This window comes from Paraburkholderia sp. (genome assembly GCF_049581445.1).
In the GTDB taxonomy this organism is placed as follows: domain Bacteria; phylum Pseudomonadota; class Gammaproteobacteria; order Burkholderiales; family Burkholderiaceae; genus Paraburkholderia.
The window spans coordinates 1-8,181 of the sequence record NZ_JBAURZ010000232.1 but is presented as its reverse complement, the minus strand read 5'-3'; the positions used below and the strand labels follow the sequence as shown (position 1 = coordinate 8,181).

Here is an 8,181-nt window from a genome sequence, read left to right as displayed (position 1 = left end):
GCGCAGCGCCAGCAAACGGCGCGCGACCGGCATGGCGGCAGGCGCGAGCACGTGCGCCTCCTGCTCGAAACGCGCAGCAAAGCCGGCGAGAAATGCATTGCTGACCGCCGGACTCACCGCCAGATCGTCCGAGCGCAGCGCGTCGCCGATCAGATGGTAATGCGACCAGGACGCACGATCCTCGTGACCCAGCTCAGAAATAAACTTGTTCAGATGCTCTTCGCCGAACAACTCACCGTCGACAAAAGCGGACAGACGCTCGCCTCGCGAGCTCGCTTGCGATTGCATCGAGACCGACCCCATGATGCTCCCCATCTAACACACACCCCTAGTGACACCACCTAACCCAGATATTGCGCCTTTGCCCCGTTGGACTAACTGGTGAATTACCAGCGTTTGCCTTCAGGTGTGTCAAGCAATGGACGCAATTTTGCCGCAATGGCTTCGCGAGCGCGAAAAATTCGTGATCTGACCGTGCCGATTGGGCACCCCATCATCTCAGCGATTTCCTCATAGCTCAAACCTTCAATTTCACGAAGAGTAATGGCGGTGCGCAACTCTTCCGGTAAAACCGCCATCGCAGCATTGACCGTCTCAGCGATCTGCTTGCTCATCAACATCGACTCAGGCGTGTTGATATCCCTTAGTTGGTCGGCGTCCGAGAAAGTTTCAGCTTCTTCAGCATCCGCTTCGGTTGAGGTAGGTGCGCGCCGCCCTTGGGTCGCAAGGTAGTTCTTTGCCGTGTTGACCGCAATCCGGTACAACCACGTATAAAAAGCCGATTCGCCACGGAATTGCGGCAAAGCCCGATACGCCTTGATAAAGGCGTCCTGAGCCACGTCTTCAACCTCAGCGGGGTCCCGGACGAGGCGCGAGATCAGCCGTAGGATCTTGCGATGGTATTTGGAGACCAGAAGCTCGAACGCGGCCTTGTCGCCATTCTGGACGCGCTGAACCAGCAACTGATCAATTTCTTTTTCGCTCACCTGATAAATCCGTTAACTATAGGGTGCATCGCGGGGCACCATTGTAGCGTCCCCATCATGGCGTCACGTTACCAAGGTAACAGCGGTTACAGTCGTTACAGTCAGGCACGGCCGGTCAGGCACGGCCAGTCAGGCACTGCCGAGTAGGCGCGGCCAGTCAGGCGCGGCTGCCGTGCCGCCCTAGTACGGCCAGTTCGCGGAAAGCGTCGGCGGAAAGCGCGTCGGCCGGAATCAGCAGCGGCCGTGAGCTGCCGCGCATGCTTGTAAGGGCCAGAATGAGAAGCCGGCCGCTCCATTGCGAGCAGCCAGTGATCCGACCTTCTGCAATAAGCTGACCCGCGCGGTTCCAGACGGCAAGGCCATCCGGCCCGATTTTTATGGCGCCCGGTTCGGCAAGCCAGTAACGGCGTGCTGCCAGCGTCAGGACGGCGAGCACGGCAAGCACCGCCGGCAGCGACTGGGCAGCGCCGAGTCTCGCGGTCAGACTCACCTGAACGGCCGCCACGGCAATCAGTATGCATGCGACGGTCGCACCGCGCAGGAACGCGGAGGGCCGCAGTGCAATCTGCGGCCCTCCGGCGGGCGATACCGAGGCGCGCTGAAACGCGGCGCCGGTCTGCATCAGTTGTGGCGTCAAACGGACAGATTCGCGTCAGGCGCGCTTGAAAACCAGCGTGCCGTTCGTGCCGCCGAACCCGAACGAGTTCTTCAGCGCGACGTCAATCTTCATTTCCCGCGCGGTGTTTGCGCAGTAATCCAGATCGCATGCCGGATCCTGGTTGAAGATGTTGATCGTTGGCGGCGAGATCTGATGATGTACAGCGAGGACGGTGAACACCGACTCCAGACCGCCCGCGCCACCCAACAGGTGGCCGGTCATCGATTTCGTCGAATTCACGACCATATCCTTCGCGTGATCGCCGAATGCGCGCTTGATGCCGGTGGTTTCCGCGAGATCGCCGAGTGGCGTCGACGTGCCGTGCGCGTTCAGGTAGTTCACCTCATCCAGGTTGACACGCGCGTTTTTCAGCGCGGCCAGCATACAGCGGCGCGCACCGTCGCCATCTTCAAGCGGCGCGGTCATGTGATACGCGTCGCCGCTCATCCCATAGCCGCTTACTTCGGCGTAGATCTTGGCGCCACGGGCCTTCGCGTGCTCATACTCTTCGAGCACCATGACACCCGCGCCCTCACCCAGCACGAAACCGTCGCGATCCTTGTCCCACGGACGGCTTGCCGTCGCCGGATCATCATTGCGTTGCGACAACGCGCGCGCTGCCGCAAAACCGCCAATACCCAGCGGCGACACAGTGGATTCGGCCCCGCCGGCGATCATCACGTCGGCGTCGCCGTATTCGATCAGGCGCGAAGCCTCACCAATGCAATGCAGGCCGGTGGTACACGCAGTGACGATGGCGAGATTCGGGCCTTTGATGCCGAACTTGATCGACAGATGCCCCGAGATCATATTGATGATCGAGGCAGGCACAAAGAACGGCGAAATGCGGCGCGGGCCGCGATTGAGCAATTCGGTCTGCGTAACTTCGATCATCGGCAAACCGCCGATGCCAGAGCCGACCACCACGCCAATGCGCTCCGAATTTTCGTCGGTGATCTCAAGACCGCTGTCCTGCATCGCCTGGATGCCGGCCGCCACGCCGTAATGGATGAAGGTATCCATGTGGCGCGCTTCCTTACCGGGGATGTAGTCCTCGATATTGAAGCCCTTCACCTCGCCGGCAAAGCGGGTTGAGAAGTTCGACGCATCGAACTTCGTGATGTTGGCAATGCCCGACTTGCCGGCGACCAGATTGGCCCAGCCGTCGGCAACATTATTGCCAACAGGCGAAATCAGCCCCAGGCCTGTAACGACAACACGACGACGGCTCACGGTAACCTCTTCTTCATAGGTGACAAAAGCAAAAGCCACAGTGATCACAGGAATCGGACCTGTGAGCCCTGTGGCTGTTAACCTGATAACTGCGCTGACAACTGCGCATTTGGCCGCGCGCGCGGCGCTGTCCACTTCATGGCAAGCTGCGCCAACACACGCGCAAGCAGACTCGCTGGTGATCGTGCCCGCGACATCGTTGACGCCGCGACGGACAATCTCACCGCAAGCCGCACCGGCAATAACGCCAGCCCCGCAGGTGCCGGAGGCCGGCACGACAGGGCGTCACACGCCGCCAGTCCAGCAAAGCGGGCGCGAATGGCCTTAGGCCTTGACGTTTGCGCGAGCGTAGTCGATCGCTTGCTGAACGGTCGTGATCTTCTCAGCTTCTTCATCCGGAATTTCCATGCCGAATTCGTCTTCGAGGGCCATCACGAGTTCGACGGTGTCGAGCGAGTCTGCGCCGAGGTCGTTCACGAACGATGCTTCGTTCTTGATCTCTGCTTCTGCAACGCCCAGTTGTTCTGCGACGATCTTCTTAACGCGCTGTTCGATATTGTCCATTAACCCCTCCAAGGGAAAAGAAGTTCAAAAATACAGGTGCGCGCATTTTATCAGGTTTGCCCCCGTAAAAAAGCGGCGCGCACGGTTCCTGTCAAGGCATTCGCGCCGCCCGTCAACAAACGTGGCACGGCGCGGATGATAACCGAATGCCGTTACGACATGTACATGCCGCCGTTCACGTGCAGCGTCGTTCCGGTGATATATCCAGCTTGCGGGGAAGCCAGGAACGCCACGGCATGGGCGATGTCTTCCGGGCTACCCAGACGGCCGAGCGGAATCTGGGTCTTCAGCGCGGCTTGCTGTTCTTCCGGCAAGGTCTTGGTCATGTCAGTGTCGATGAAGCCCGGCGCCACGCAGTTCACGGTAATGCCGCGGCTGCCGATCTCACGTGCCAGCGCCCGCGTCATGCCGGCAACACCGGCCTTCGCGGCCGCGTAGTTGACCTGCCCGGGATTGCCGGTCGAACCCACCACCGACGTGATATTGATAATGCGGCCGCCGCGCGCCTTCATCATTGGACGCAGCACGGCACGTGACAAGCGGAAAACGGACTTGAGATTGGTGTCGATCACCGCGTCCCAGTCGTCGTCCTTCATACGCATCGCCAACTGATCCTGGGTAATACCCGCGTTGTTCACGAGTACGTGCAACGCGCCAAATTCCTTCACCGTGCCGTCAATCAGCGCTTCGGCCGCAGTCGCATCGTTCACGTTCAACACCGCGCCGCGACCGTTCACGCCTGCCGCCTTGAAGGCTTCGGTGATGGCGCTCGCGCCGCTTTCGCTAGTGGCCGTGCCGATCACCGTCGCGCCCAGGCGCGCCAGTTCGAGTGCAATTGCGCGGCCAATGCCACGCGAAGCGCCGGTCACGATTGCAATCTGCTTATCGAGAGTCTTTTCCATCTGTCAGTCCGCATTGCCCACGAGGGGCTGATTATCTTTTTGCCAGTCCGTTTGCGAGCGAGGATCAGACCCGCCCGGACCTGTTCACGCCGTTACGAGCTTCAGCGTCTCTTCAAGCGAAGCGGGATCAAACACCGATCCACCAATCAGATTGCCATCAATACGCTTGGTCAGCCCTGCCAGCACCTTGCCCGGACCGCATTCGATCACATGCGTGACGCCCTGCCCAGCCATTGCCTGCACGCACTCGACCCAACGCACGGGACCCGCCGCCTGACGCACCAGCGCATCCTTGATGCCGGCCGGTTCATTGACCACGGCCACGTCGACGTTGTTGATCACAGGAATCTTCGGCACCTGCACTTCGACGCCGGCCAGATATTCGCGCAATTGGTCGGACGCAGGCTTGAGAAGCGAGGAATGGAAAGGTGCAGACACCGGCAATGACAAGGCACGCTTCGCGCCCTTGGCCTTGGCAATTTCGCACGCCTTCTCAACCGCGGCCTTGTGACCAGCGATCACGACTTGCGCGGGCGCGTTGAAATTCACCGCTTCAACCGTACCCGCCGCCGACGCTTCCTTGCATACCGCGCGCACCGTATCGTCGTCGAGACCGAGAATCGCTGCCATGCCGCCCACACCGACGGGCACAGCGGTTTGCATAGCCTGAGCGCGGAAACGCACGAGCGGCACCGCGTCGCGGAACGCCAGTGCGCCCGCGGCGACCAGCGCCGTGTATTCGCCGAGGCTATGGCCGGCAACGATAGCCGGTGCCGGACCGCCCGCCGCCTGCCACGCGCGGTAGACCGCATACGCGGCGGTGAGCATGACCGGTTGGGTATTGGTGGTGAGATTCAGATCTTCTGCCGGACCTTCCGCGATCAGTTTGCCGAGATCCTGGCCGAGTGCGTCTGAGGCTTCCTGAACCGTTTCGCGCACGATGGCGTTATCGGCAAATGCGTTGAGCATGCCAACCGACTGCGAACCCTGGCCAGGAAAAACGAACGCAAATTTCATAACGTCCCCAAATTCGATAATTTCAGATGTGGGCGGCGAATGGCCTTCGAATGGCCCCGCTCTCCGGTATTCGCTACCGAGGGCGGCGCCTGCTGCGCCGCCACACTCAGCAATCAATAGCGGATTACCGACGCGCCCCACGTGAAGCCGCCGCCAACGCCTTCGATCAGCACATTCTGGCCACGCTTGATGCGGCCGTCGCGCACTGCGACGTCAAAAGCGAGAGGAATGGAGGCAGCCGACGTATTGCCGTGCTCGCCCACTGTGACGACCATGCGCTCCTGCGGCAGGCCGAGCTTGCGGCACGTGCTTTGCATGATACGGATATTGGCCTGATGCGGAATCAGCCAATCGACCTGTTCCGGAGCGAGGCCAGCTTTGCCAAGCGCTTCGACGGCAACCTTCTCCAGCACATTGACGGCAAGCTTGAACACGGCTTGGCCATCCATATGCAGGAATGCGCTACCGGCGATCACACCACCGTTGACGTTGCCCGGCGTGCACAGGATGTTCGAATGACTGCCATCTGCGTGCAACGCGCTCGCGAGCACGCCCGGCTTGTCTGAAGCCGAGAGGATGACCGCGCCGGCGCCATCGCCAAACAGCACACAGGTGGTGCGATCGTTGAAATCGAGCAGGCGCGAGAACGTCTCGGCACCGATCACCAATGCCGTTTGATGCTGACCACTGCGGATGAAACTGTCCGCTGTTGCGACCGCGTAGGCAAAACCGGAGCACACGGCCTGCACGTCAAATGCAGCACCGTTGTTCTTGATACCCAGCTTGTTTTGCAACAGACACGCCGTGCTTGGAAACACATAGTCCGGCGTGGAGGTGGCGACAATGATCAGGTCGATCGATTGCGGGTCAACGTCCGCCGCTTCGATTGCGCGTTGCGCGGCAATCATCGCGAGGTCGCTGGTGGTGACATCAGGTTCGGCGAAGTGGCGTGCGTGAATACCGGTGCGGGCCACGATCCATTCGTCGCTCGTCTCGACACCCCGCTTCGCGAGACGCTCAGCCAGTTCCTGATTGGTAACGCGACCAGGCGGCAGATAGCTGCCGGTACCCAGCACGCGGGAATAAATTGTGGATTGAGCCATTATGCCTTCGAGGAGTGCGCAGCGTAGGGCTCGGCTGGCTGACCGGCAATCGGGCTTGCGTAGCCCGCGCCGCCTGACTCGCGCGACGCCTGTTCCAGAGAACTCGCGTTCTCTTCCATCGCCCGCGCAAGGCGTTCCAGCACGCCGTTTTTGACGGCATCATACCCGCGTTTGATCGCCCACTCAAACGCGTAGGCGTCCGCCGAGCCGTGACTCTTGATAACGAGGCTGCGCAAGCCGAGCAGCGCCGCGCCGTTGTATTGCCGGTGATCAACGCGCCTCTTGAAGCGCAGCAGCACCGGCAGAGCGAGGAACGCCATCACCTTGGTCAGCCATGAACGGCCGAACTCTTCCTTGATGATGTTGTTCAGCATCTGCGCGAGCCCTTCCGAGGTCTTCAGCGCGACATTGCCGACAAAACCGTCGCATACGATGACGTCGGTCGTGCCCTTATAGATGTCGTCGCCTTCGACGTTACCGCGAAAGTTCAGTGTACTCGCCCGCAGCAGTTCGCCGGCACGCTTGATGGTCTCGTTGCCCTTGATGACCTCTTCGCCGATGTTCAGCAGGCCGATCGTAGGACGTTCCTTGCCTTCGAGCGCGGCCACGAGCGCGTGCCCCATCTCCGCGAACTGCAACAGATGCGACGGTTCGCAATCGACGTTGGCGCCCAGGTCGAGCATCATCGTGTAACCGGTGGGATTGGGAAGCGCGAACGCGATCGCCGGGCGTTCGATGCCCGGGAGCGTTTTCAGAACATAACGGGACACCGCCATCAGCGCGCCGGTGTTGCCGGCGGAGATGCAGGCCTGCGCCTCGCCTTCTTTGACGCGGTTCAGCGCCACGCGCATTGACGAGTCTTTTTTCTTGCGCAAAGCGACTTCAACCGGATCGTCCATGGCGACGATCTCGGAAGCAGGCACAACGACCAGCGCGGACTCGTTCTCAGCCTTCAACTTCTTGAGCTGGGCGCGGATCGCACTTTCGATGCCGACGAGCATCAACTGCGCATCGGGATGCGAACGAACGAAACTGACAGCCGCGGGAACGGTCACGGACGGGCCGTGGTCGCCTCCCATGCAATCTATCGTGAGCTTTACTGTCATGGAATGCGACGGATTTCAGAAGCTCTGCATGGGATCGCGGTAAGCGCTAAAGCGCTAACTGCGATCGACACAAAAAAGCGGCAGTAGAATGCCGCCTTTCTGTTGAGCCGGGAAAATGTCAAGCGAGCCGATCGTCACACGAAACGCCACGAGGCGCAACGCAGTGAAACGATTAGTCGTTCTTCGTCTTGACGACTTTCTTGCCGCGATAGTAGCCGTTCGGGCTAACGTGGTGACGCAGATGCACTTCACCCGTGCTCGGCTCGACGGCCAGCGGCGCTGCCGTGAGGAAATCGTGCGAACGGTGCATACCGCGCTTCGACGGCGACTTCTTATTTTGTTGAACTGCCATGACTAACTCCTAAAAATTTTCCGAATTCTAACACAGCCCGATGCGGTGTCCGCCATTGGCCGAATGGCCAATGCGCCCGCATCGCGCTCCCATACAACTGTTCAGTGCTTCTTGTCGTCCGGCTCACCGCGCTTGAGACTTTCGAGCGCCGCAAACGGATTGGGCCGCTCGGGCTCACCGCCCTCACCAGCTTCCTCCGGCGCAGCCTCGTCGCCCTCGCCTTCTGCTCCAGCCACACCAGAGACGAGGCTCTCGTGCAA

10 protein-coding genes and 1 pseudogene are annotated in these 8,181 nt (G+C 60.6%); all 11 read right to left on the bottom strand.

Going from position 1 to position 8,181, the window contains the following annotated elements; all coding sequences use genetic code 11:
* On the bottom strand, positions 1-303 hold a 303-nt coding region (locus WCA85_RS20055; RefSeq protein WP_424066621.1), incomplete at its 3' end, for a sigma-E factor negative regulatory protein.
* 83 nt (positions 304-386) lie between these two features.
* Entirely contained in the window at positions 387-986 is a 600-nt protein-coding gene (rpoE, locus tag WCA85_RS20050) for an RNA polymerase sigma factor RpoE (RefSeq protein ID WP_424066620.1), read from the bottom strand.
* 157 nt (positions 987-1,143) lie between these two features.
* A complete protein-coding gene (locus tag WCA85_RS20045; RefSeq protein ID WP_424066619.1) occupies positions 1,144-1,623 on the bottom strand; it encodes a protein YgfX in 480 nt (159 codons plus the stop codon).
* Positions 1,624-1,638: 15 nt separating this feature from the next.
* A complete protein-coding gene (gene fabF, locus WCA85_RS20040) occupies positions 1,639-2,877 on the bottom strand; it encodes a beta-ketoacyl-ACP synthase II (protein ID WP_424066618.1) in 1,239 nt (412 codons plus the stop codon).
* A gap of 324 nt (positions 2,878-3,201) precedes the next feature.
* Entirely contained in the window at positions 3,202-3,441 is a 240-nt protein-coding gene (gene acpP / locus WCA85_RS20035; protein ID WP_004197638.1) for an acyl carrier protein, read from the bottom strand.
* Positions 3,442-3,593: 152 nt separating this feature from the next.
* Complete coding sequence (gene fabG, locus WCA85_RS20030) at positions 3,594-4,343, bottom strand: 3-oxoacyl-ACP reductase FabG (RefSeq protein WP_424066617.1); 750 nt, start codon at positions 4,341-4,343, stop codon at positions 3,594-3,596.
* 84 nt (positions 4,344-4,427) lie between these two features.
* Entirely contained in the window at positions 4,428-5,360 is a 933-nt protein-coding gene (fabD, locus tag WCA85_RS20025) for an ACP S-malonyltransferase (protein WP_424066616.1), read from the bottom strand.
* 113 nt (positions 5,361-5,473) lie between these two features.
* Positions 5,474-6,463 carry a beta-ketoacyl-ACP synthase III gene (locus WCA85_RS20020; RefSeq protein WP_424066615.1) on the bottom strand — a complete coding sequence of 330 codons (990 nt, stop codon included), beginning with the start codon at positions 6,461-6,463 and terminating at the stop codon, positions 5,474-5,476.
* The gene (gene plsX / locus WCA85_RS20015; RefSeq protein ID WP_424066614.1) at positions 6,463-7,569 is read right to left on the bottom strand and encodes a phosphate acyltransferase PlsX; all 1,107 of its coding nucleotides are present in this window, start codon (positions 7,567-7,569) and stop codon (positions 6,463-6,465) included. The genes WCA85_RS20020 and plsX overlap by 1 nt, the downstream gene beginning before the upstream one ends.
* Before the next feature lie 172 nt (positions 7,570-7,741).
* Positions 7,742-7,921, bottom strand: coding sequence for a 50S ribosomal protein L32 (gene rpmF / locus WCA85_RS20010; RefSeq protein ID WP_006051932.1), 180 nt, complete (start codon positions 7,919-7,921; stop codon positions 7,742-7,744).
* A 101-nt stretch (positions 7,922-8,022) separates the two neighbouring features.
* Positions 8,023-8,181, bottom strand: a pseudogene (locus WCA85_RS20005) (DUF177 domain-containing protein); the annotation flags it as partial.

Excerpts from the sequence above, each read along its gene's own strand:
- acpP (WP_004197638.1), bottom strand. The coding sequence starts at position 3,441 with ATGGACAATATCGAACAGCGCGTTAAGAAGATCGTCGCAGAACAACTG.
- fabG (WP_424066617.1), bottom strand. The coding sequence starts at position 4,343 with ATGGAAAAGACTCTCGATAAGCAGATTGCAATCGTGACCGGCGCTTCG.
- fabD (WP_424066616.1), bottom strand. The coding sequence starts at position 5,360 with ATGAAATTTGCGTTCGTTTTTCCTGGCCAGGGTTCGCAGTCGGTTGGC.
- WCA85_RS20020 (WP_424066615.1), bottom strand. The coding sequence starts at position 6,463 with ATGGCTCAATCCACAATTTATTCCCGCGTGCTGGGTACCGGCAGCTAT.
- plsX (WP_424066614.1), bottom strand. The coding sequence starts at position 7,569 with ATGACAGTAAAGCTCACGATAGATTGCATGGGAGGCGACCACGGCCCG.
- rpmF (WP_006051932.1), bottom strand. The coding sequence starts at position 7,921 with ATGGCAGTTCAACAAAATAAGAAGTCGCCGTCGAAGCGCGGTATGCAC.